Annotated in this window: 16 protein-coding genes; 6 read left to right on the plus strand and 10 right to left on the minus strand. The window is 73.4% G+C overall.

Going from position 1 to position 23,146, the window contains the following annotated elements; translation table 11 throughout:
- Positions 1–260 precede the first annotated feature (260 nt).
- The gene (locus WME98_RS29480) at positions 261–1,349 is read right to left on the minus strand and encodes an L-type lectin-domain containing protein (RefSeq protein WP_437945059.1); all 1,089 of its coding nucleotides are present in this window, start codon (positions 1,347–1,349) and stop codon (positions 261–263) included.
- A gap of 497 nt (positions 1,350–1,846) precedes the next feature.
- Here WME98_RS29480 and WME98_RS29485 point away from each other — a divergent pair, with 497 nt between their 5' ends.
- Positions 1,847–2,731, plus strand: coding sequence for a transglutaminase-like domain-containing protein (locus tag WME98_RS29485; RefSeq protein WP_437945060.1), 885 nt, complete (start codon positions 1,847–1,849; stop codon positions 2,729–2,731).
- A gap of 54 nt (positions 2,732–2,785) precedes the next feature.
- Here WME98_RS29485 and WME98_RS29490 read toward each other — a convergent pair whose 3' ends face one another.
- The 3 genes from WME98_RS29490 to WME98_RS29500 form a co-directional block, all read right to left on the minus strand.
- A complete protein-coding gene (locus tag WME98_RS29490; RefSeq protein ID WP_437945061.1) occupies positions 2,786–3,901 on the minus strand; it encodes a hypothetical protein in 1,116 nt (371 codons plus the stop codon).
- A 200-nt stretch (positions 3,902–4,101) separates the two neighbouring features.
- On the minus strand, positions 4,102–5,346 hold the full coding sequence (locus WME98_RS29495) for a FecR domain-containing protein (protein ID WP_437945062.1): 1,245 nt from the start codon (positions 5,344–5,346) through the stop codon (positions 4,102–4,104).
- A complete protein-coding gene (locus WME98_RS29500; RefSeq protein WP_437945063.1) occupies positions 5,343–6,035 on the minus strand; it encodes an RNA polymerase sigma factor in 693 nt (230 codons plus the stop codon). The genes WME98_RS29495 and WME98_RS29500 overlap by 4 nt, the downstream gene beginning before the upstream one ends.
- A 118-nt stretch (positions 6,036–6,153) precedes the next feature.
- Between WME98_RS29500 and WME98_RS29505 the strand changes: the two genes are divergently transcribed.
- Positions 6,154–6,309 carry a hypothetical protein gene (locus WME98_RS29505; protein WP_437945064.1) on the plus strand — a complete coding sequence of 52 codons (156 nt, stop codon included), beginning with the start codon at positions 6,154–6,156 and terminating at the stop codon, positions 6,307–6,309.
- 173 nt (positions 6,310–6,482) lie between these two features.
- Here WME98_RS29505 and WME98_RS29510 read toward each other — a convergent pair whose 3' ends face one another.
- Positions 6,483–7,430: an STAS domain-containing protein gene (locus WME98_RS29510; RefSeq protein ID WP_437945065.1), complete on the minus strand. Its 948-nt coding sequence runs from the start codon at positions 7,428–7,430 to the stop codon at positions 6,483–6,485.
- Between the two features lie 379 nt (positions 7,431–7,809).
- Positions 7,810–8,730 carry a hypothetical protein gene (locus WME98_RS29515; RefSeq protein ID WP_437945066.1) on the minus strand — a complete coding sequence of 307 codons (921 nt, stop codon included), beginning with the start codon at positions 8,728–8,730 and terminating at the stop codon, positions 7,810–7,812.
- A gap of 114 nt (positions 8,731–8,844) precedes the next feature.
- On the opposite strand from WME98_RS29515, the gene WME98_RS29520 reads away from it, so the two are divergent.
- Together WME98_RS29520 and WME98_RS29525 are read left to right on the plus strand one after the other, a co-directional pair.
- Positions 8,845–9,762 carry a LysR family transcriptional regulator gene (locus WME98_RS29520; protein WP_437336160.1) on the plus strand — a complete coding sequence of 306 codons (918 nt, stop codon included), beginning with the start codon at positions 8,845–8,847 and terminating at the stop codon, positions 9,760–9,762.
- Positions 9,763–9,859: 97 nt separating this feature from the next.
- A complete protein-coding gene (locus WME98_RS29525) occupies positions 9,860–10,282 on the plus strand; it encodes a DoxX family protein (RefSeq protein ID WP_437945067.1) in 423 nt (140 codons plus the stop codon).
- A 150-nt stretch (positions 10,283–10,432) separates the two neighbouring features.
- Here the strand turns inward: WME98_RS29525 and WME98_RS29530 are convergent, their stop codons facing one another.
- Positions 10,433–11,701, minus strand: coding sequence for a PAS domain S-box protein (locus WME98_RS29530; RefSeq protein ID WP_437945068.1), 1,269 nt, complete (start codon positions 11,699–11,701; stop codon positions 10,433–10,435).
- A gap of 275 nt (positions 11,702–11,976) precedes the next feature.
- A complete protein-coding gene (locus tag WME98_RS29535) occupies positions 11,977–14,397 on the minus strand; it encodes an alpha-glucuronidase family glycosyl hydrolase (protein WP_437945069.1) in 2,421 nt (806 codons plus the stop codon).
- 649 nt (positions 14,398–15,046) lie between these two features.
- On the opposite strand from WME98_RS29535, the gene WME98_RS29540 reads away from it, so the two are divergent.
- Positions 15,047–16,759 carry a delta-60 repeat domain-containing protein gene (locus WME98_RS29540; protein WP_437945070.1) on the plus strand — a complete coding sequence of 571 codons (1,713 nt, stop codon included), beginning with the start codon at positions 15,047–15,049 and terminating at the stop codon, positions 16,757–16,759.
- 96 nt (positions 16,760–16,855) lie between these two features.
- Here the strand turns inward: WME98_RS29540 and WME98_RS29545 are convergent, their stop codons facing one another.
- Positions 16,856–18,655, minus strand: coding sequence for a lamin tail domain-containing protein (locus tag WME98_RS29545; protein ID WP_437945071.1), 1,800 nt, complete (start codon positions 18,653–18,655; stop codon positions 16,856–16,858).
- Positions 18,656–19,175: 520 nt separating this feature from the next.
- On the minus strand, positions 19,176–19,820 hold the full coding sequence (locus tag WME98_RS29550) for a TetR/AcrR family transcriptional regulator (protein WP_437945072.1): 645 nt from the start codon (positions 19,818–19,820) through the stop codon (positions 19,176–19,178).
- Between the two features lie 223 nt (positions 19,821–20,043).
- On the opposite strand from WME98_RS29550, the gene WME98_RS29555 reads away from it, so the two are divergent.
- Positions 20,044–23,100 carry a carboxypeptidase regulatory-like domain-containing protein gene (locus tag WME98_RS29555; protein ID WP_437945073.1) on the plus strand — a complete coding sequence of 1,019 codons (3,057 nt, stop codon included), beginning with the start codon at positions 20,044–20,046 and terminating at the stop codon, positions 23,098–23,100.
- Positions 23,101–23,146: the final 46 nt, after the last annotated feature.

The following is a 23,146-nucleotide window of genomic DNA, read 5'->3' on the forward strand; positions in this document are numbered from 1 at the left end:
CCGGGGAATCGCGCACGCGCTCGCGCACGAAGACGTAAGAGGGGAGACGGAAGAGGGAAGACGTAAGAGGGAGCGGAGAACGGAAGACGGGGATGAGAGACGACGTACGGTGTCTCTCGTCCCCGTCTTCCGTCTCCTGTGCTCGTCCTTCGTGCGCGTGCGCGTGCGCGATTCGCCGGAGTCAACGCGCACGCAGACGTGAACGGAGACGAGAGACGAAGTACGGAAGACGCCTGCGTTGAACCCGAGCGAAAACCGCTCTACAGGCAGCGTGGAGCGGGGAACGTGATCGTCACATTCCGGATCTCCTGGCGCGCGACGGCAGCTCCGGTGCCGGCGGCGAAGCCATAGAAGAGCTCCGACCCGACGGGGAAGCCGGGGATGGCGAACTTCTCGATCAGCGGCTTGCCGTCGAGGCTCACGCTCGCCTCGCCCTGATTGAGCTCGATGCGGGCCGTATGGAACGCGGCGTCGCCGAGCCGGAGGTCGCCGTACACCTGGAGCAGCGAGTCGAGGACGCCCCCGGCGCAAGGCCGGGCGAGATCGGCGATGCCCATGTGCTCGCTGCTCGCGTCATCGCAATCGAAGTTCTCGTATGTATCGAACTCGACGCCATAGCCGGCGAGCCCGGCCATGCCCAGGCCGCCGCCGGGCTCGCCCACGGCCGTCGCTCCCGTCGCCTGGAGCATGAAGCCCACGCCGTCGCCCCGGCCGAGGCGGAACTGGAACGTCGCGGTGAAGGCGTCGGCGACGAGGGGCTTCCGGTAGACGACGGTGCCGGCCTGCTGGCTCCTGGCCTCGGTGAGCACGGCGGTCCGCGACTCCGGGTCCCAGAAGGCCGACCCGTTGAAGGACCATCCCTCCGGCGGCGACGCCATGTCCGCGGTGAGGCCCGCGCCGCACGCCGTTCCGTCGGGGCACGTGCCCTCGTCGGTCTGTCCATCGCAGTCGTTGTCGACGAGGTCGCACGCCTCGGGCGCCGGCGTGCTCTCGCCGGTGCACGGACCCCACGCGCCCCGCGAGCAGACCTGCACGCCGGCCCTGCACGCCCCGATGCCCAGGCTGCCCTGCGGGCCCGAGTAGCAGCCCCGTTCTCGCCCCTCCGCGCAAGGGCAGCCCTCGTCGACGACGCGGTCGCAATCGTTGTCGAGGCCGTCGCACACCTCCGGCGCGGGCTCGCACGCGGGGACTGGGGCGACCTCCTCGGCGCCGCCCTCCTCGAGGACGTCGCTCCGGCCGCCGCACGTGGAGAGCGCGACGGCGAGCGCCGGGAGAAGGAGGCGCGCGCGCGGCCGCCGGTCTGCGCGCGGCGCGGCGCGTGAGGCGGAGGTTGGCTGGGATGGGTGCATGTGCTGTCGATGCGGCGCGCGACCGGGGATCGCGCGCTCGATGCGGAGCACCCTCGCGCGCCAGCCCTTTCTGCGCCGCAGTGTACCAAATCGAGCGAAGCGCGCCTCCGGGCGACCTCCTGGCCGAGACCCCGCGCGCAGCCCGGGGGCTGCGCCCGAGGCGAGCGCTGGCGGCAGCCCTCGGCGACGGCGCCGGACACCGAGCGCCCGGGCGACCCGGGCGAGCGAGAGGCTCAGTACTCGGTGATGTTCTCCGGCGGAACGTCGCGCCGACGTCGGGCGCAGCGTGTCGCCTTTGCCGTCGTACACGACATGAGGAGGAACGAAGATGGTCTGGGACATCGTCCGAGCGGTTCCCGTCCCCTCCGTGGCGTAGGTCAGCGGTCCGACCTCGTCGGTGAGTTGTCCCCGAGCTCTTCCCGCACCCTCGAATTGATGGGAGACTCCACCGGGCGGCGCGCGGCGCTCCCCGGAACACCACACCTCGCGGACGACGGATGACAACGCTTGCACACGAAATCTCCGACTTTTACACGCGCCCCGGCGCGATGACGTCCGCCGGCGCGCACGCGCCCCGGCTCGACGAGCTGCCGAGCGACGTGGCCTCGCTCGTCCGCGTCGTGCAGGGCCTGCTGCTGCACCAGCACTGGGCGCAGGCCTACGGCGTGGAGCTCTCCGACGAGCGCCGCGGCGAGCCCCACCTCCGTCCCGCAGACCGGATGCTGGAGCGCCTCCTCGCCCACGACGGCCGGCCGCTCTCCGCCGCCCGGCCGCCCGGCGCGCGCCTCGTCGGCAATTGCCGCCACTTCACGGTGCTCCTGGTCGCCCTGCTGCGCGCAAAGGGGGTCCCCGCCCGGGCGCGCTGCGGCTTCGCCGGCTATTTTTCCCCCGACAGCTTCATGGACCACTGGGTCGCCGAGCACTGGAACGCCGCCGAGGCGCGCTGGGTCCTCGTCGACGCGCAGCTCGACGACGTCCAGCGGGCGGCGCTGAACCCTGACTTCGACGCGCTCGACGTGCCCCGCGACCGCTTCGTCGTCGCGGGCGACGCCTGGGCGCGGTGCCGCGCCGGGGAGGCCGATCCGTCGAAGTTCGGCTTCCTCGACGAGCACGGGTACTGGTTCATCGACGGGAACATCGTGCGCGACGCGGCGGCGCTCAACAACATGGAGATGCTGCCCTGGGATTGCTGGGGCGGGATGAGCCGCCCCAACGAGCCGCACGGGGACGAGCGGTTCGCGCTGTTCGACCGGCTCGCCGCGCTCACGCGCTCGCCCGACGCGAGCTTCGCCGAGCTGCGCCAGCGCTACGAGAGCGACGAGCGCCTGCGGGTGCCGCCGACCGTCTTCAACGCCGTGCTGGACCGCCCGGACCCGGTCTGAGCTGGGCGCCCCGGCCCGGGGCGGACGACCGCCCCGGCGCCGGGGAGCGCCGCCTCACTGGGGCACCTCGAACGGCTGGCACACGCCGCCCAGGCACACGTCGCTGTCCCAGCAGCAGTCCGCGTTCGCCGTGCACTCCCCACCCGAATCCCTGCACTCCTCACCCCCGCCCGGATCCTCCCCGGGATCGCTGCCGCCTTCGCCGGCGGGCGGGTCCTCGCCCTCGCACGTCGTCGGGGGGCACGGCCCCGGCGTCACGGTGAGCGTGTCCGACGGGTACTTGCTCGGCGACGCGTGCACATAGCTGATGGTCGCGTCGCCGAAGCCCGCCGCGCCGAACGCCGAGGCGCTCACCCACACGTCGTACACGACCCGGTAATCCCAGCCCGGCGTCTGCGGATTCGGGGTGTAGCTCTCGTCCGTCTCCGGGGAGTCGACGACGTACGCGCCGTACCCGCACGCGTTGAGATCGCGGTCGAGCGAGGTGGTCGCCGCGACGACGGCCCCGGCGTCGCCGAGGAGCATCTTGCCCTCTCCGCCGAGCACGCCGAGCGATCCGTAGCCCGACGGCTTCGCCTCGTCGGCCGAGACGTAGTCGACGAAGAAGTCGAGCACGAGCTCTCCCTTCCCGTCCGTCATCTGGAACTGGGCCTTGTCGCTGCCCACGAGGTCCTTGAACGTGTGCCCCTTGTGCCCCTTCGGCTTCGGCCCGCCGCCGGGCGCGGGCGGCTGCCCGGGCCCGCCGCCGGGCGCGGGCGGCTGCCCGACCTGCTCTTCGCCGCCCCAGCCGATGGCCGTCTCGCCGTACGTGTTGTCGACGAACGCGGGGTTGAGCGTCAGCCGCACGTGCACGAGCTCCTCGCTCTCGGCGATCTCGACGACCCGCTCGACGAAGGCCATCGGCGTCGTCGGGTTGCTGTTCGTGTAATAGCAGTCGACCTGGGCGGTCTCGTCCACCGGGGTGCCCAGGCGGCTCGCTCCACACGACAGCGCATCGAGATCGGCGGTGATCGGCTCGCCGGCGCCCGACGTGCCGGACCCCGGGAAGCTCGGCGCCGGCGCGCTCCCTCCCTCGTCCGACGGGACGCAGTCGTCCCCGGAGACCATGTTGCTGCCGGCATCTCCCGTCCCCAGCACGGTACAGGCCGGGCCGACGATCGCGAGCGACAACAGCCCACCACACAAACACCCAGTCAACGCGAACGAACGCATCGGGATCCTCCCAAATCGAAGAGCAAGCACGACCCTGCCGCCGCCGGCGAACCCGCTCGCCGGGGCGGCGATTGCCTCTGATGAAGTGAAAGTCGCCGGAGGCGCCGAGAGCAGGCAGGGGTCGTCAAAAAAATCGAGACGGCGCCGCGCGCGGGCGCTCACGGGCGAGCGCCGCTCGGGCGCGCGGCGGACGTGGCTTCCTCGCGCCCGAAGCCCTGCGGGTAGTCCTTGAGATAGCGGCGCGCCTCCGCCGCCGTGCGTTGCTTGTCGCCGAGCATCTCGATCGCGCGCAGGCGCTCCACGCGGGCGATCTCGGCGAGCGGCGAGTCCGGGTAGCGGCCGAGGAGGAGGTCGAGCCGCTCGATCGCCCGGCCCGGCTGCCCGCCCCTCCGGGCCGCCATCGCGCTCTGGAGCAGCGCGTTCTCGGCCGTGAGCGAGGCCCGCGCCGGCGCCTCGCGCGCGTCGCGCGGCGCGCGCGGCTCCCCCTCGCCGGCCTTGCCGCCCTCGCCGGGCCCGCCGCCGGCCTTGCCGCCCTCGCCGGCGGCGCCGTCCTGCGCCTCCCCGCGCGGCGGCGCCGGCGCGTCGCCCGGCCGCCCCTCGGCGGGCCGGTCCACCCGGCGCTCCTCGTCGCGGGACGACCACGTCTCGCCGGGGCTCAGGGCGCGCTCGACCGCGTCGCTGTGCACGGCGACCCGACCTTCCATGACCGACACGCGCGTCTCGGCCGGCGCCCCCGCCGCGCCGGGCTGCCGCTCGACGGAGAAGCGCGTCCCGTGGACCGTGACCACGGCGTCCAGGGTCCGCACCGACAGGGTCACGCCCGTCGGCAGCGGCGGCACCTCGACGGCGATCCTGCCCTGCTCGAGGGTGACGACATCGCCGAGGCGGTCGCGCCCGGCCCCCACCGGCGCGAACCGCACGCGGGTCGACGGCCCGACCTCGACGGTCGCGCCCGTCGCGAGCGACGCCTTCGCCCGCGCGCCCTCGCCGGTCCGCAGCTCCTCGTCGCTCGTGAGCGGCACGAGGGCGAGCGACGGCGGCGAGCGCGTCGCGCCCCCGGCCGCGATCTCGACCGAGCCCTGGAGCGCCGTCACCTGCGCCGCCGCGGGCGAGGCGTCCTGCGCCCGGACCCCGATCAGGACGCCGGCGACCGCCGCCGCCAGGGCGGCCGCCAGCGCCCCCGCGACGAGGGCGTCCCGCTTCCGCCGGGCGACGCGGCCGCGCCGCTCCGCCTCCTCGGCGGCGAGCTGGTCGATGCGGCCGGCGATCCGCTGCTGGAGGTACCGCGCCTGGGCCCTGGGCAGCGGCGGCACCGGCTGCTCGACAAGCGCCCGCAGCGAGGCCTCCACGCCGGGCGCATCGGCGCGGTCCTCCGGGGTGGCGTCAACGTCGTCCTGCTTCATCGTGGCTCCTCGGGCCGATCGGCGTCGCGTCGCGCCGCTGCGTCGGGCTCGCAGCGCGCCTTCAGCTCCCGCCGCCCCCGCGACAGCCGCGACTGGGCCGCGGCCTCGGAGACGCCGGTCAAGTGTGCGATTTCATTGACAGAATAGCCCATGGCGTGGAGCAGCAGCGCGGTCGCGCGGTCGCCGTCCATCGCCGCGAGGTGCCGGCGCAGCGCCTCGAGGTCGCGCTGCGCGCTCACCGCCCGCTCGGGGTCGGCGCTCTGCGCGGGCGGCTCGGGCGCGGCGCCGGCGTCCTCCGAGGGCCCCGGCGCGCGATCGATGACCTTGCGCTCGCGCCGGCGGGCGCGCAGCGCGCTCAGCCCGACGTGGCAGGCGATGACGGACGCCCAGCCCGCCAGGCTGCACTCCCCCGCGAAGCGGCGCTTCGCGAGCGTGCTCACGATCTGCTCGAACGCGCCCTGCACGAGGTCGGCGTGGTCCTGCTCGCGGCAGCCCAGGATCCGGTACAGGGTCCGGTCGACCGCGGGGAGCAGGTGCTCGTACAGGCGCAGGCCGATCCCGCGTTCGCCCCGGTGGAAGGCGCGCAGGAGCTCCTCGTCGCTGGCGGGCGCGGGTTGCCCGTCGGCCTGGGCGGAGACGAGCCTGAGCCGGCGGTCAGCTGGTCGTGGCTCGGCGGTTCCCATGCTCATGCAGTAGCCGTTCCGCCGGAAAGCAGGCTGAGCCGCGGCGCTTTTTTCGACGCCCGCCGCGCCGCCGCCCTGGTCCCGCCCGCCACACGTCGACCCCGATCTGCTGCGGGGGGCGCGGGTGACGCTCCTCATGGACGACCCGCCGGCGGGCCGCCTCCTCGCCTACGACCGCCGCACCCCGCTCCCCACGTCCTTGCCGACCCTGGACCCGGCCGTCGCCCAGCGCCTCTACGACCGAGCTCGCCACCTGCTCACCGCGGACTCCCGCGCTTGAGCCGGCGCCGACACCTCGGCTCCGGGATCCGTCTCCCCCCATCCGCCGATCGAAACGACGGTTCTGGCTGACGACCTGAAGCAGCATGGGGGCAGTGAAGTCCATCAGGTCGTGATTGGCGCTTCCGGTCATCGGCTCGCCGAGGACCAGGTCGCGGACGTGGCCCTGTAGCTTCAGCGTCGCCCGGCGCCGCCCTGCATCGCGTAGGCGATCCCGGCTTGCAGGGTGCCGCGGGTCACGATGTCGGGCAGGTCGGAGCCGAGATCGACCAGGCACCGCGCGACCTCCGGGCGGATCCCCGTCAGCACCACCTTCGCCCCGAGCAGCCGCACGGCGCCCGCCGCCTGGAGGATGCCGTGGGTGGCCTCCGCGTCCATCCCGGGGACGCCGGTGATGTCCAGGATGGCGACCCTCGCCGCGCGTCGCTGCAGCTCGTCCAGGAGCGCGCCCGTGGCCTGCTGCATCCGGGCTCGGTCCAGCGCCCCGATGAGCGGCATGACGATGACGTCGTCGCTGATGGGGATCACCGGCGTGGACAGCTGCGCCAGCATGGTCATCTGCGCGCGGATGGTCTCCTCCTTGCTCTGGCGCAGCGCCTCCTCGGCCCGCTTGCGATCCGTGATGTCCAGGAGCGACACGAAACAGCGCTCCCACGTCTGCTCGGAGCCCGCGCTCATCGCGAGCCGGAGCGTGACGGTCCTCCGCTCGCCGTCGAGCGTGGAGATGAACGTCTCTTCCTCGAAGGACGTCGCCCCGCTCCCCAAGGCGACGAGCTCGCGGTGGAAGGTCATCACCGCGGGCTCGTCGAAGATGACCGACAGCCCGGCGAGGATCTGTTCCTTGCTCGAGGCGCGGCAGAGCTCCAGCGTGGCCTTGTTCACGTCGAGGATCTTCACGAGGGCGATGCCCGTGAAGACATCGTCGACACGGGTTTGGAAGTGCCTGTCCAGGTCGGTGACGCCCGACGCGATGATCTGGTCGATGTGCCGCCTGACCGCCGACCAGTCCTCCTCCCAGAGGGAGATCGGGGAGCTCTCGAAGATACCGCGGTAACGCGCCTCGCTCCGCTCGAGCTCCTCGATCCGCCGGCGTAGCTGCGTCAGGTCGTCACTCGTGTTCATCGATGTCATGCTCGATCGGTTGCTGCCGGGAGCGCAAGCGCCCAGGACCGGGATGCCACGGCAGCCCCCTCAGAGCACGTCGACCACAGCCAGACCGTCGGCCTCTACCGTGCTCGCCGAGCGGGGCGACATCCAAAGCCTCGTTCGCTCCATCGCTCGCGCGCGCGGCGCGCCAGTCGCCGCGCGCTGGACCAGCGCGTCGCGCCGGCCGTCCTCGCCGAAACCGCCATGGCCCGGAGCGCGCGTATCGCGGTCTCATCGGCCATCCGCTCTTCGAGGGAGCGCATCGGCCCGCAGGCTGTGGCGTGAAAGCGGCCCCCTCGATGCATGAGTAAGTCGCTGGTAGAGCGTCACGTTTCCAGGAGGGGTGCGGAGCTACCTAGCGCAGGCGCAGCTGTACCCCCAGCATCCCCGTGAAGCCGCCGCTCGGCAGCGTCGCCTTGGGCTTCGGGTGGACGTGGAGATCGGTCTGATGGATCCGCACGAACGCCTCGGCGCTGCCGAAGAGGGCCACGCTGCCCTCGGCGGGCCACGCGAGGTCGATCGCCGTGCGCGTCCCGAAGGTCCACCCGTGCCCCGTCTCCTCCGGCGCCTTCGGGTCGCGCGGGGAGCCCATCACCCACTCGGTCGCGGCCTGGATCCTCGCGCGCACGAGCGCGTCGAGCGGCGCGACGGGCGCGGCGATGCCGCCGCCGACCGCCAGCCCGAGCCACTGGAGGGACAGCCCCGGGGCCGGCTCGCGCAGGGTCGTGGCATAGGACGCCGACAGCGCCCCGAAGAAGCCCGAGCGCCGGTCGAGCGCCGTGGCCATGACCCAGCCGCCGGCGCTGGGGGGGCCGCCCTCGAGCCCGCTGCCGGCGAGCCCGCCGGCGCCGATGAACCAGCCCAGCGGGCGCGGCGGCGGCGCCCCCGCGGCCTGCTCGGCGTCGGCCTGCTCGGCGTCGGCCGGGGCGGCGTCGACGGGGGCGCCGGCGCGCTCCGACGAGAGGGCCGCGACCAGGAGCCCCGCGGTGCGGTAGCGGTCGGGCAGCGGATCCTCCTCGCGGAACTCGATCTCGCGCGACGACAGCGTGCCCCCGGGCGCGCCGAGCGAGGCGACGTCGACCCGCAGGCGGCGGTGGTCCGGCCCGTCCAGCCAGACCACGGCGAGCGCCCGCACCGGGGTCCCGGTGCGCTTCGGGTCGCCGAGCGCGCACCCGCCGCCCCCGGCGGCGCGGGAGCACGCCTCGATGAGGAGCGCCGGCAGCTCGCCGTCCACGGCAGGGCCCGACGCGATGTCGACGACGATCGGGGCCGCCACGATAATTCTACCCGGGGCCGACGCTACCGGAGGGGGAGGGGCGAAGGCAAGCCGGAGCCGCCCGGTCCTCGCGGCCGCGGGTCTCGTTCTCCCTTGCGAACAATCCGCCCCGCCGTGCACCGTGGGCGCATGCTCGACCCGCTCTTCGACGATCTGCCCGCCATGCTGTGCTTCGCCCGCGTCGTGGAGCGCCGCTCCTTCACCGCCGCGGCGGCCGAGCTCGGGGTGTCGAAGTCGATGGTGAGCACCCGGGTCGCGCGCCTGGAGGAGCGCCTCGGCGAGCGGCTGCTCGTGCGCACCACGCGCAAGCTCACCGTCACGGACGCCGGCATGAACCTCTACGCCCGCTGCGCGCGCGTGCTCGAGGAGGCCGCGGCGGCGGTGCGGGGCGCGTCCGACGCCGACCGCGGCCGCATCCGGCTCAACGCGCCGGTCACCTTCGCGCAGATGTACCTGGCGGAGCCGCTCGCGCGGTTCCTGCGGGCGACCCCGGGGGCGCACGTCGAGCTCGCGCTGAACGACCGGCTCGTCGACCTGGTCGAGGAGCGCGTGGACCTGGCCATCCGGATCACGAAGCTGAAGGACTCGAGCCTCGTCGCGCAGAAGCTCGCCACGACCGCGCTGCACGTGGTCGGCGCGCCCGGCTACCTCGAGCGGCGGGGGCGGCCCGAGCAGCCGGGGGACCTCCTGCGCCACGACTGCCTGCGGTACCTGCACCTGCGCGTCGAGGACGAGTGGCGCTTCTACGGCGCCTCGGGGCGCATCTCCGTCCCCGTCTCGGGCCCGCTCACGGCGAGCAACGGGACGGCGCTCCGCGAGGCGGCCGTCTCCGGGATCGGCCTCGCGGTGCTGCCGCGCTTCATGGTCGACGAGGATCTCCGGGCCGGGCGCCTGGTCACGCTGCTCGACGCCTTCGCGCCCCGGCCCATGGGCATCTACGCCGTGCACGCCGCCGGCCGGCGCCCGCCCGCGCGGGTGCGCCGGCTCGTCGAGCACCTGGCCGCGGCGTTCCGCGGGGTCTCGTGGGCGTAGCGGCAGATCGTTCTCCGGAGAGAACAATTCGTTCCGGGGCGCGCTCTACCGGCGCGCCGCGCCGGGGCTTACTCCTCGGGGCATGGAGGCATCACCCATGAACCGAATCGACACGATCCTCGCCGCCCCCCGCTCGGCCGACCTGGCCGCGCTCCTCTTGCGCCTCGGCCTGGGCGCCGTGTTCCTGGCGCACGCGCTGGCCAAGCCGCTCGTGTTCACGCTGCCGGGCACCGTGGCGTTCTTCGCGGCGAGCGGCTTCCCGGGCTGGACGGCGTACCCGGTGTTCCTCGCCGAGCTGCTCGGCGGCGCGGCGCTCCTGGCCGGGCTCCGGACGCGCCTGGTCGCGCTGGCGCTCCTGCCCGTGATGGCCGGCGCGCTGCTCGTGCACCTCCCGAACGGCTGGATGTTCTCCGGCCAGGGGGGCGGCTGGGAGTACGTCGCCTTCCTGATGATCGGGCTCGGCGCACAGGCGTTGCTCGGCGACGGCGCGTTCGCCGTCAGCCGGCTGCAGCGCAGCTGACCCCGCCGGCAGCGGAGCGCCGCCGCCGGCGGCGCTCTCGCGATCACGGCGCCGCGGGCGGAGGGAGCTTGACGTCCGCGACGTTGCATCCAGCACGGTTCCGGCGGCCGCGCAGCGCGCCTGCGCAAAGCTCCGGGCGGGCGCGCCGCGTCAGCCCGCGCCGCTGCCCTGGCAACGGGAGAGCGCGTAGCGCAGGGCGTTCTGGAGCAGGCCGAAGGTCATGAACGCCCCCTCGGCGCCGCCGATCTCAGTCATGGTCCGGGCGATCGCGGGCGAGATCCCCGAGACGAGGCACCTGCTGCCGAGCAGGCTCGCCGCGCGCACCACGGCGAGCAGGTGAGACACGGTCGCGGCGTCCACGGCGCTGACGCCGGTCAGGTCGAGGACGGCATAACGCGCCTGCGTGCGCACGATCTCGGGGAGGAGGCGCTCCATGATCTGCGCCGCCCGCGCGGTATCCACCGTCCCGATGACCGGCAGCACGAGGACCCCCTCCCACGCCTGGATGATCGGCGTGGACATGGCGAGCATCGTCTCCTGCTGCTGCCGCAAGAGCGCCTCGGCGCGCTCGCGCTCGGCGTTCTCCTCCGCGAGCATCCGGTTCTTCTGCTCGAGCTCCTCGGCGTCGGCCTCGCGGCGCTGGAGCGACTCCCTGAGGTCGCCCTCCAGCCGCTTGAACGGCGTGATGTCCCTGGCCGTGACCGCGACGTCGTCGTCGCTCAGCGGGATGATCTGGTAGTGCATCCAGAAGCTCCCGCTATCGGGCGTGCGGAACTCGAGCACCTCGAGCACCCGCTCGCGGGTCCGGAGGGCGCGCTCCATCAGCGCCACGACCCCCACCTGGCGGGTCTCCGGCGTGATCTCGTCGACGGACCGGCCGATGACGGCCTCGCGCGGCCTCCCGAACATCTCGACCAGCTTGGCGTTGGCCTCGGTGAACTCGAAGCCCCCGTCTGCCCCGCGCTCGCCCGGCGCGCGCCGGAGCACGCAGAAGACGTCCAGGCTGCCGTCGATCGCCGCCCGGAACCGGGCCTCGGCCGCGACCAGCGCCTCCTCGGCGCGCTTGCGGTCCGTGATGTCGCGCGCGACGAAATAGACGACCTGCGCCTCCTGGTTGGCCGATGAGTTCCACTCGATCCATCGGTACGAGCCGTCGTGGCACCGGTAACGGTTCGTGAACGTGACGCTGCCGGTGCCGGCGAACGCCTGCGCCGACTCCGCGAGGGTGCGCTCTCGATCGTCCGGATGGACGAAGTCGAGGAAGGGTTTGGAGAGGAGCTCTTCGCGCGAGTAGCCGAGCGCGCGCTCCCAGGCCTGGCCGATGCGCTTGAAGTGCCCATCGAAGCCGGCGATGCCCACCAGATCGACGGACAGCTCGAAGAAGCGGCCGAGCTCGTCCAGCTGCCATGATTCCGCCATGTGCCGTCTATCCGTATCAGCTTCGGCGCTGAGCGTCGACTCGCCGCGCGCTCGACAGAGGGCCAGACTACATGGCCCAGCGCGCGCGGCCCCGCGGCGTCGCCGCGTGGATGTGGACGAGGAGGAGACCGGGGCACCTGGTCGCCCCCAGCGCGCCGGTGCGCGTGGCGAGAGACGTGGAGGGGCGCGGCGGCGCGCCGCACAGCCCGGTTGCTATCGATGATCCGGTGTCGCGCCTCAGGCCGCTCGGGCCGGGCCGAGCTCGCCGGACGAGCTCATGGGAGGATGGCGGGCGACGGCTCGCCCTTGTAGACCTGCGAGCAGCGGGGCTTCTTCGCGTCGGCGGGGCAGCCGAGCCCCTGGTAGAAGCTCAGCGAGTTCGCCGGGGGGGCATAGCCGCTCGGGACCTCCAGCCGCCCGACCTGGGCGAAGTAGGTGAGGCACGCGTCGCGCCACCAGCGCGCTTCGTAGTGCTGGATCTGCAGGAAATCGGTCACGTCTTTGAACCGCTTGGCGTCGATGCGGCCCTCGACGGACTTCCATGCATCGCGCAGGAGCCCCACCCCGTCCACGCCGAGGCTGTAGCGATGGACGAGCTCCTCCCAGACCGTCCGCCCGGAGCTCAGCTCGTCCTGCCAGCCGACTTTGTGGAAGAAGAGCAGAAAGTCGTCAGGCACCGTGTCCCGACTCCCGAACTGCTGCCCCACGGGCGCGGCGTACTGGGCGACCGCGTTGCTGCCCGAGGGAGATCGGTTGAAGCCGATGCCGGTCGCGTCCGCCTTGTGGTAGTAGACCGGGTTCCACTCGGCGCGGCCCAGGTTGTTCACCCAGGGGGCCGGCCCGTAGTGGTGGTCGCTGCCCATGATGTGGACCAGGCCGAGCGGCGTCATGTAGTCGACGAGCGTCTGGTGAGAGCTCATCATCATCTGAACGACCGGCTCGACGACGGCGGGGTCGTTCGAGAACGTCTGGCGGACCCACTCCTCGGCGATGGCCTCCGCGGAGAGGTCCGGATTCCATGCCATCCGCCCGAACACGTACCAGTTCGCCTGGTTCATGTGGGACCCGGTCCAGTTCGCGTCGTCGCCGACGTTGGAGACGCCGGCGATCGCGGTGGTCGCGTAGTCGTGGAGGGAGCCGTCGATGACCCGCGCCACGGTCGAGCCGTCGCCGTTCGCGTGGGTGTCCGCCCTGAGGACCTCCTCGTAGAGCGGGCCGAGGTAGGCGAGGTGCGTATCTTCGCCGAGGTACTCCTTGGTGATCTGGAGCTCGAGGACCAGCGGCGTCTTCGGCATGGCCCCGAACAGCGGGTGGAACGGCTCTCGAGGCTGGAAGTCGAGGGGGCCGTTCTTGGCTTGCACGAGGACGTTCGCCTTGAACTTGCCGTCCAGGGGCTTGAACTCTTCGTACGCCTGCTTGATGCGGTCCGGAGGGCTCGTGTCCGAGTAGACGAAGGCGCGCCACATCACGATGCCCTTGTGGGGCGCGAGGGCGTCGGCGAGCATGTTGGCGCCGTCGGCGTGCGTGCGGTTATAGTCCTGCGGCCCCGGCTGACCCTCGGAGTTCGCCTTCACGAGGAAGCCGCCGAAGTCGGGGATCTGCCGGTAGATCTCGTCGACCTTGTTCGCCCACCACTGCTTGACGTTGGCGTTGGTCGGGTCGGCCGTGCTCAGGTTGCCGATCTCGACCGGAGCGCTGAAGCGGGCCGTGAGGTAGACCTTGATGCCATAAGGGCGGAAGACGTCGGCGAGCGCCTTGACCTTCGTGAGGTACGACGGCGTGAGGACCTGCGCGTTGGCGTTCACGTTGGTGAGCACGGTCCCGTTGATGCCGAGGGAGGCGTTGGCCCTCGCGTAGTCCTTGTAACGGGGGGAGAGCGTGCCCGGCAGCGCGCTCCAGTCCCAGATGGAGCGGCCCGCATAGCCGCGCTCCACGCTGCGATCGAGGTTGTCCCAGTGGTTCAGGATGCGATGCTCGATCTTGGGAGAGCCCCCGAGCGACAGCCCGGCGAGGGCGCTGTGGCTCTGGAGGTGCCGGAGGAGGGCGAAGGCGCCATAGAGCACGCCCACCTCCGTGTTGCCCGCCACGGCGATCACCGATTGGCCTCCCACGTCCGCGGCCTCGACGAGGTAGCCCTCGGGGCCCAGGTCGCCGAGGCGCGCCGCGAGCGGCAGGCCCTTGATGATGTCGGCGGCGGCCGTGCCGATCACCACGGCGCCCGGGCCGTCGACGGCCGCGCCGGTCTCGACGGTCCCGCCGGTCAGGCCGCTCAGGCCCTTGACCAGCTCGGCCTCGGCGATGTCGAGGCTCGCGCCGCTGCCCGATTTGACGACGCGCTTGAAGGCAGCCTGGTACTCGGCGAGGCGCCTCGGAATCGGGACCTTCGGGTACCGGAGCCAGAGGTCTGCTCCGGTCTCGTCCGGCAGGGAGTCCGGCAGGGGGTACTCCTCGTCGGAGCCCAGCATTCCGCCCTCGCCTCCGGCGCCATCGCCGCCGGCGCCGGTCGTGGCGCCGCCGCCTGAGCCGCCGCTCGCGCTGGTCGAGCCGGTCGCCTCGGTGGAGCCTCCCGTCGAGCTGGACCCGCCGCCGCTGCCGGTCGTCCCGTTCGGCCCATCGGCGCCGCTCGAGGAGCAGGCGCTCGCGAGCGCGACGCCGAGGAGCCCGACGAAGAGGAGCGGGGCTCTGCGGATCGTCATCGAAGGGGATCGCTTTGCCGGCGGTGGGCCTGAGCGATTTGAAATCTCATTTTCCGAAGGAGGCGTCATCTGCATCAGCCTTTCCAGTGGAGGGGGCCAGGGAGAAGCAAGACCAAAGCGGTTTGCCGGCGTCAAGGGTGAATCGCGACGCTCGCCTCGGGCTGACACGGAGGCTCCGGCTCGACTCCGGCGCGCTCCGCCTCACTGCATTGCTTGCGTTTTTTTTCATCATGGTGGCTTCCGTCTCGGGTGGCGGTGCGCTCGGGCGGAGCCGCGCGCGGCGCCCGGCTCGCGGCTCGATGACCCGGAGGTCCTCGACCTCCACCTGGAGCCCGGGATCCGAGATGAGATGGTGGTTCACACGGAAGGAGAGCTGGTTCGTCCCGGGCTGGACCAGGTCGGTGACCTTCAATCGAAACTCCTACGGATCCCCGTCGACGACCTCCGTGAGCTGCGGCGCGAGCGGGGCCGGGCGCCGGCGATCATGTCGCTGCTGCTCCGCCGGCGCCGTGACATGTCACGGCGCCGGCGGAGCAGGTCAGGGGCCCGGATGGGGCACGTCAGGCTGCCCGCGCGAGCGCCCCCGAGCGCGAGCGCCGCGGCCGCCGTCTCGACGCGGTGGCGCCGGTGGCCTAGCCTGCTCGATGCCGTGAACCGCACACCCCGCCGAACCACCGTCTTCCTGGCCTCCATCGCCCGCACGGCCCTCCTCGGGGGCGCCGCGGCGCTCCTCGGCTGCGAGGCGCTCCTCGGCATCGAGGACGTGTCGCTCGACCCGGGCGCGGGCGGCGGCGGCGCCAGCGTGTCGTCGTCCTCGGCCTCGGCCTCGACGAACGGCGGGGGGCCGGCCGAGGGGGGCGGAGGGCAGGGGGGCCAGGCCCAGGGCGACTTCACGTTCGCCATCCAGTCGACCGGGGTCAACGTGCCCTACAACGGCGTCAATCACGTCGATGTCGCGATCACCCGGATCGGCGGCTTCGACGGGCCGGTCGAGGTCGACGTGCAGGCGCCGCCCCCGGGCCTCGTCGCGAAGGCGATCACCATCCCGCCGGGCAGCAGCGCGGGCCGGCTGGAGGTCGGCGCCTCCGGCGCGCTCACGCTGGGCACCGCGTTCGACCTCGATCTCATCGCGACCTCCGGCGGGACCGTGCGCACCGACACCGTGCGCGCCGTGGTCACGGGAAAGCCCGGCACGCTCGACGAGAGCTTCGGCGAGGCGGGCATCTCCGCCTGGAACCTCGGCTCCGACGGCGGGGGCCTCTACGACCTCCGGCAGACGGCGCAGGGGAAGATCCTCACCGCCGGCAACAGCATCGACGGCCTCGGCGGGGCCCGCCTCGAGGGCTTCCGCCTGCTCGGCGACGGCGCGGCCGACCCGTCCTTCGCGGGCGGCGGCGGCGTGTCGGAGCGCTTCTGCGGGTGCACGAAGTACCAGGAACTCCGCGGGATCACGCGGCTCCTGAACGGCTCCGTCTTCCTCGTCGGCTACGCCCCCGGAGACACGACGGACGACATCGCCTTCCTCCGCTACCGCGACGACGGGACCCTGGACCGCGTCGACTCGGCCAATACGGGCATGGATCTGATCGATCTCGGCGGCGAGGAGCGCGTCGCGGCCATGGATCTGTCGGCCTCGGAGCGGCTCCTCGTGACCGGCCAGCGCGACGGCCAGCTCTTCGTGGCGGCCATCAACCCCACCTACGGGTGGCTCGACCGCGACTTCGGCGCGGAGGGGTGGACCGTCCCGTTCATGGGCAGCCCGGGCGCGAGCGCGGGCACGGCGCTCGCGGCGGGCGCGCGCGGCTCGACGCTGGTGGCCGGCTGGGTGGAGGACGGCGGCGATCGGGACCTCGTGCTGCTGGAGCTCACCGCGGAAGGCGCGATCGGCGGCCTCGGGATGATGCAGGTGAAGCGCGCCGGCCTTCAGGAGCCGGTCGCGATGGCCGTCCAGCCCGACGGCCGCATCCTCGTGGCCGCGCGGAGCGAGGAGGCGGGCTCGAGCGACTATCTCGTGGTGCGCTTCGAGGCGGACGGCACGATCGACGAGACCTTCGGGGAGGACGGGCAAGCGCTCGCCGGGGTCCCGGGCGGCGCGGCGGTCGACATGGCGCTCCAGCTCGATGGCCGCATCGTGGTCGCCGGCAACGTGGGGGAATTCGCGGCCAGCCGGCCCACGCTCGCGCGCTTCCTGCCCGACGGCGCGCTCGATCCGACGTTCGGCGAGGGCGGGGTGCAGACGGTGTTCCTCGGCGAGGAGAACGCCGTGCAGTCGATGACGGTCTCGGCCGACGGCAAGCTGCTCGTGGCCGGCACGCGGCAGACATTCCCCACGTACGGCCTCGTCGCGCGGCTCTGGAACTGAGCGCGGGCGCGCTCTGGGCCCGGCAGCGGCGGCCCGCCGGGCGCGGCGGCCGCTGCCGGGCGCGGCGGGGGGCGGCGCCCGGCGGGCCGCCGCGGCTCAGAACGGCGAGCCGTCCACGCGCGTGCCGGGCGAGCTGTCGCTCGCGGCGAGGGCGGTGTGCAGCGCGAAGGGCTCTCCCGGGGTGGCGTCGGGGTCGCGGTTCATCGAGACGCCGTCGATGGAGAGGGTCGCGTCGTAGGTCATCGCGTCCACGGTGGCGCCGGACGCGTCCTTGAGCGTCACGGTGTCGCCCGCGTTGGTGAGCTCGAGGCGCCCCGTGGACGCGGCCACGGCCCAGCTCGCGCCGGGGGGCACGGCGGTCGCGCCGCCGTACACCACGATGGCCGCGTCGGGCGCGAGCGTCGTCCCGGCGGCGAAGGTGTGCCGCACCGACACGCGGTCGGAGAGCGTCCACCCGCCGAGGTCGGCGGCCGACGCGCCGAGGTTCACGATCTCGACGAACTCGCTGGCCGTGACGCTCTCGGGCTCGTTGGCGAGGATCTCGTTGAGGAAGACGGCGGCCGTGCCCGGCGTCGGATCGACGGGGGACGCGTCCACGGGGATCAAGAAGTCGCGCACGACGCCCATGTGCTGCATCTGGTCGGCGCCGCTGTCGGTCGCGAGGGCGGGGCTGAGCTCCGCGATCGGCGTGTAGACGCGGGTGTCCGCCACGAGGCCGTTCGCGAAGCTGCTCTCGCCGATCACGACGGCGGTCTCGTGCGCATCCAGGTCGGTGTCGACGAGCACCCAGTCGTACGGCTTGCTCCTGCCGGCGTTCGTATCGGTGTCGCCGTTCCTGTCGGCGGGGTAGGGGCTGGACGTGACGACGACCTCCGACAGGGCCGAGATGCACGGCTCTGTCCGGGTGTCGGTGTTGAAGTCGCCGCCGATGACCAGGTAATCGCCCTCGGGCATGCGCTCGCGGAGGCGCTCGACGAGCTGCCGCGCCTCGGCCTGGCGCACGCTCGAACTGGCGGTCAGGAAGTGCACGCTGACGGCCCAGAGGTCGATCGGCCCGGGGATGTCGATGCGCGCCCAGGCGAAGTCCCGGTTGGGCGCCTCGCTGTCCTCCCACTCGCCGGCTTCGAGGATCGGATACCGGCTCACGATGCCGTTCGGGATCTGCGCGCCCGCTTCGCGGTAGTAGCTGAACGCGCTGCCGAAGGTGTCGTCGACGAAGGTGCGGAGCGCGTCCGCGCCGTTGGTGCCGTAGTTGAGCTCCTGGAGCAGGACGATATCCGGTCTGACCCCCTGCATGATGCGCTGGCCGTGGCCGGGGTCGTAGCTCTGGCGCGTTCCGCTCGTGAGGTTCGCGGCCATGAGCCGGACGCGCACCGGGGGGACGTCCTCGCCGCCGCCGGAGCCGCCGGAGCCGGCCTCGCCGCCGGAGCCACCGGAGCCGGCCTCGCCGCCAGCGCCTTGGCCACCGGCGCCACCCTGGCCGCCGGCGCCGCCTTGGCCACCGGCGCCACCCTGGCCGCCGGCGCCGCCTTGGCCGCCGGTGCCGCCTTGGCCGCCGGCGCCACCCTGGCCGCCGGCGCCGCCTTGGCCGCCGGTGCCGCCCTGGCCGCCGGCGCCGCCCTGGCCGCCGTCTCCGCCTTGACCACCGGCGCCACCCTGGCCGCCTTGGCCGCCGCCGCCGCCCAGCCCGCCGGCGCCGCCCCCGCCGCTGGCATCGCCGCCGCCGCCCAGCCCGCCGGCGCCCGCGGTGCCGCCCTCCCCACCGGACGATGCCGACGACGGGAGGTCTTCCCCTTCCACCGGCGGCGAATCGGCGCCGCAGGCGGTTCCGGCGACGGCGGACAGGAGCAAGGAGAGCCGCAGGAGCAGGTGCCCCACGGTCAAGGAAGACAACACGCGCATCTCGTTACACCGGACCTTTCTTGGTTCCTTTCATGAGAGCATGAAGACGAGCGCGGCAGATACCCTGATCGTGGGCGAGGTCCCCATCTGAGGCATTGGGAGCCCATGTGCGCGAAATCGCGTATTCTGCCTTACGACCGCTCCGTCGCGAGCCTCGGACCTCCCGCCTCCCGTGCGCGTGCGGGTGGTGGCCCAATTTGCCCCGGAGCGATTCCCATGAAGGCGGGAAGGCAGGAAGATCATTGATCTTTCCTTCCCGCCTTCCCGCCTTCATGTTCAAATCCGGCCACCACCCGCGTGCGCGTGATCGGACCCGGAGCAACTCGCGCACAAGACAGCGCGCATTCGCGTCGGGCTAGTCCGAAATCAACGGGAGCCTCACGGCTCACACCAAGTCGCCCCTCGTGAGCAACGCATCCCTCGATGCGCCGCGCGCGGTGTTCGACACCAACCTGTTCGGCGTCGCCGCCGCTCCCCAGGCGCCACGGCTGGCGCAGAACGTCGTCGCGCCTCTTCAGCGCGCGCGGCGTCGCTCTCCCGGAGCGAGACCCGCCCCCGGGGCGCCGTAGCGCAGCCCGTCGATCAGCAGGTCGACCATGCGCCGACCGTGGAGAGCTCCGTCCTCACCGGTGGCGATGCAGAGGTTGCCGACCGCGCGCAACAGCTCGTACGGCTCGACGTCGGCGCGGACCTGACCCGCGCTCACCGCCGCGTCGAGCAGCGACTGGAGGGCCGGCTCGAGGTGCTGCCGGAAGTACGCCGGCAGGGCGTCGAAGGCAGGGTCTCCGGAGTGCAGGGCCGCGGCGAGCCCGCGCTTCGTCGCGATGAAGCTCGTGTATCGGCGAAGCCAACGCGCCAGCGCCTCGACCGGCTCGTGCTCGCGCGAAAGCGCGGGGGCGGCGGCGGCGCATGCGTCGACCTCGCGTCGAAACACCGCCGCGACGAGGTCGGAGCGCTGCGGGAAGTGACGGTAGACGGTCGCGACGCCGACGCCGGCCCGCGCGGCGATCTCACGCACGGGCGCGTCCACGCCCTTGTCGCCGAAGACGGCCTTGGCCGCCTCGAGCAGCGCGTCGAGGTTGCGCTGGGCGTCGGCGCGCACGCCCCGCGCCGCAGGCCCCTGCGCTTCGGGCTTCTCTGCTCTCGCCGATGGCTTCACGTCGTCCCTGCCTCGGTCGAATCGTGCGCCAGCGCTCCGCCCCTGACAAACGGTATCGACGACGAGGCGCCGCAGCGAGCGTTCCGCAGCCCCCGCGACGCCGCGGCGGTGCGCGTGGACGGCATCACGAAGGAGCCTCCGCGCCGGCGACGTGCTCTTCGTGCTCCGCTCGCTTCTCGTGCCCTACCCTGGCGGCCCTCGCGATCGCCCCGGAGAAAGCCCGATGAAGCGACCTTGGACCAAGACGATGGGCGTGCTCGGCGTGCTCTGGCTCGCCTTCCTGGTTCTCCTCGTCCGCTCCTCCTGCTCCCGCTCCACCCCGGCGCCGCCGAGCAGCGCCGCGCCTCCGCCCGCGAGCGCGGCGCCGGCCGCGGGAAAGGCGCGCCGGCGCGCCATTGAGCCAAAGCCGCGCGAGCCCGGGAGCATCGCCGGCCGCGTCGCCGAGCCCGCGGGCGCGCCGGTCGCCGGCGCCCTGGTCTGCGCCGCCGTCGAGCCGGCCGCGCCGGGCGCGCCGCCGCCCGCGGAGGCGCGCGAGCCGGTGTGCGCGCCCTCCGCGGACGACGGCCGCTACGCGCTCTCCGGCCTGCCGCCCGCGCGCTGGACGATCACCGCCTCGGCGCCGCATCACCGCCCGGCGCGCCACGCCTCGCCCGACGCCGCCCGCACGCCGTTCATCGAGCTCGGCGCCGGCGAGGCGCGCGCCGGCGTCGATCTGGTCCTCCCGGCCGGCGGGGTCGAGGTCCGGGGGCAGGTCGAGGACATCGGCGGCGGCGCCATCTCCGGCGCGCTGGTCACGCTCGACTGGCTCGAGCCAGGGATGGGCTCGGTGGTGGCGAGGTCCGACGCCGAGGGCCGCTACGCCGCGTGGATCGACGAGGGGCCCTACTTCGCGCGCGCTCAGGCCGACGGCTACGCCGAGGCGTTCAGGGACGGCGTGGCGCCGGGGCCCTCGCTCAAGCTCCTGCTGACGCCGGCGTCCGCGCTCGTCGGGCGGGTCGTCGAGGCAGGCACCGGGACGCCGGTCGAGGGGGCGACGATCTCCGTCGACGGCGAGGGCGCGTGGGGGCCGATGCACGGTATGCCCGCGGCGCGCAGCGACGCGGAGGGGCGCTTCCGCGTCGAGCGGCTCGCGCCGGGGCGCTACCGGCTGGTCGCCCGCGCGCTCGGCAAGCTCGGCCAGGCGCGCGAGAGCGTGCTCCTCGGCCTGGGCCAGACCTCGCGCGAGGTGGTGATCGAGGTCCACCGCGCGCCCGTCGTCGCGGGCCGCGTGGACGTCGCGCCGGACGGCGCGCCCTGCAAGCGCGGCAACGTCGCCCTGATGAGCCCGGGGCAGACCGGGATCCAGAGCGCCGCCATCGAGGGCGACGGCTCGGTGCTCTTCGAGGCCGTGGTCCGCGGCTCCTACGAGGTGCTCGTGGCCTGCGCCGACCACGTGGCAGAGCCGACGTACCCGGTCGTGGAGGTGGGGGACGCCGACGTCGAAGACCTCGTGTGGACCGTGCGCGCCGGCCTGGCGATCCGCGGCCGGGTCGTGGACCGCGACCAGAACCCGGTCCTCGCCGCCGTGCACGCGTACGCGCCCGCGATGATGGGAGCCCGAGGCGCCACCGGAGCGGCCGCCCGGACCGAGGCCGACGGGACCTTCGCGCTGAAGGGGCTCGCGCCCGCGAAGTACATGATCATGACGCGCCCGGTGAGCCATGCCGAGCCCGCGCCCGTCGAGGTCGAGCTCCGCGACGAGCGCGCCCCCGAGGTGACGATCGTTGTCGACCGCGGGGGCGCGATCGAGGGGATCGTCGTCGACGAGGACCGGAAGCCCGTCGCGGGCGTGAACGTCTCGATCCTGGGGACTCCGCCGGACATGGGGGCGCCGGGCGCGGCGATGGGGCCCATGCGGCCGCCCGCGGGCGGGATGGCGAGATCGCTCGACGACGGGAGCTTCGCGGTGCGGGGGCTCCCGCCGGGCGATTACCGGGTCTCGGCCAGCGACGCGCCGCCGGCGCTGCCGCCGCCAGGCCCGGGCGCGCTCGGCGGGGCGCCGCAGGCGGTCGCCGCGCGCGTGGAGGCGGGGGCGAGCGCGCGCGTCACGCTGGTCGTGGAGCGCCGGAACGGCGAGATTCACGGGCGCGTCGTGGACGACATCGGCGAGCCGGTGACGGACGCCTTCGTCCACGCCGAGCGCGAGCTCGGGGGCGCGAGCCCGCCGGGGGCGAGCAACCAGGGCAGGGCGCGGTGGGGCGCCTTCGCGCAATCGCCGGTGCTCACCGATCCCGAGGGCAAGTTCGTCGTCGGGAGCCTGCCCCAGGGCACCTACACGGTCCACGCGTACCGCAAGGGAGGGGGCGAGGCCTTCGCCGAGCACGTCCACACCGGCGACAGCGTGACCCTCACCCTCAAGCCGGCCGGCGCGATCTCGGGCACCCTCTCGGTGCCGTCCGGGAAGGTCCCCGAGCAGTTCACCGTCCGCGCGCTCGAGCGGGAAGCGGCGCTCTTCCGCGCCGAGACCTTCGCCTTCACGGGAGGCGCATTCACGATCAGCGACCTCCCGGAGGGGAAATACGAGCTCTCCACCGAGACGCAGGAAGGGACGGCGTCCGTGGACATCGCGCTCGCGCCAGGGGAGCAGCGGAGCGGCGTGGTGCTCGCGCTGGCGCCGCGCGCCTCGTTGACAGGGCAGGTGGTGTCGCTCGACGGCGGCGCGCCGATCGCCGGGGTGCGGATCAACGTCTATCCTCGCAAGGGGGGGCCGTCCGTGGGCCCGGGCAGCTTCCAGCAGGAGATCCGCACGGACGAGGCGGGGCGCTTCGAGGTGAATCAGGCCCCTTCCGGGCCCATCATGCTCGTCTGTGCGCCGTCCGATCCGATGGGCTCACCCTACGATATCGCCGTGCTCCCGGTGGACGCGCAGCCGGGCGCGGCGACCGACGTGGGGCGCGTCGTCATGGCGAAGCGCCGCGTCGGGCCGGAGAATCCGCCCGGCGATCTCGGGTTCTCGATCAAGGACGCGTTCGCCATGGATCTGCCCGCGCAGACCCTGGAGGTGAGCGAGGTGCGCCCCGGAGGGCCCGCCGCGCGGGCGGGCCTCCAGGTGGGCGACGCGATCGTGTCCGTCGATGGCCACGATGTCCGCGGGAAGATGGCGTATCTCTACCGGCCGCTCTCCACCGTCCCCGCGGGGACGCAGGTGACGCTCGGGCTCTCGCGCGGGGCGGCCGTGTCCATCACGGCCGGCGAAATGCCGATGCCCCCGGGGTTGCCGGCCGGCGTACCCGCGCGGTGACGGTTGCGCCCGAGGAGCCCGAGAATGAAGAGATTGGAACCGCAGA

Origin of the sequence: Sorangium sp. So ce296 (genome assembly GCF_051529605.1) — a bacterium.
Taxonomy (GTDB): domain Bacteria; phylum Myxococcota_A; class Polyangia; order Polyangiales; family Polyangiaceae; genus Sorangium; species Sorangium cellulosum_D.